We start from the raw sequence: 253 nt of genomic DNA on the forward strand, positions 1-253 counted from the left end.
AATCGGCCCATGCGCAGCAAAGTTCCAGAATCTTTAGTTGACACTCCACCGGGGTCATCGTTCCCCTTGGTACCAGTAGGGTGAATGTCCCAACGCCGCGCCGCACCACGCGAATTTCAACGTCAGGATTATCATCGCTCGGCAACACAACCTCAATGGCGTAATTCAGGGCAGGCTTCTCGTCCAACTGCGCCCAGAGGCGATCACGCCACGGCTCAATGTTGATTGCTGGCGGACTGAACGCCTTGACTGG

1 protein-coding gene is annotated in these 253 nt (G+C 56.5%); it reads right to left on the bottom strand.

Annotation, left to right across the window (positions count from 1 at the left end):
• The coding region (locus tag IV91_RS19260) for a hypothetical protein (protein WP_035418217.1) at window positions 1-253 on the bottom strand (253 nt) is incomplete at both ends.

This window comes from Ferrovum myxofaciens, assembly GCF_000735045.1.
Lineage (GTDB): Bacteria > Pseudomonadota > Gammaproteobacteria > Burkholderiales > Ferrovaceae > Ferrovum > Ferrovum myxofaciens.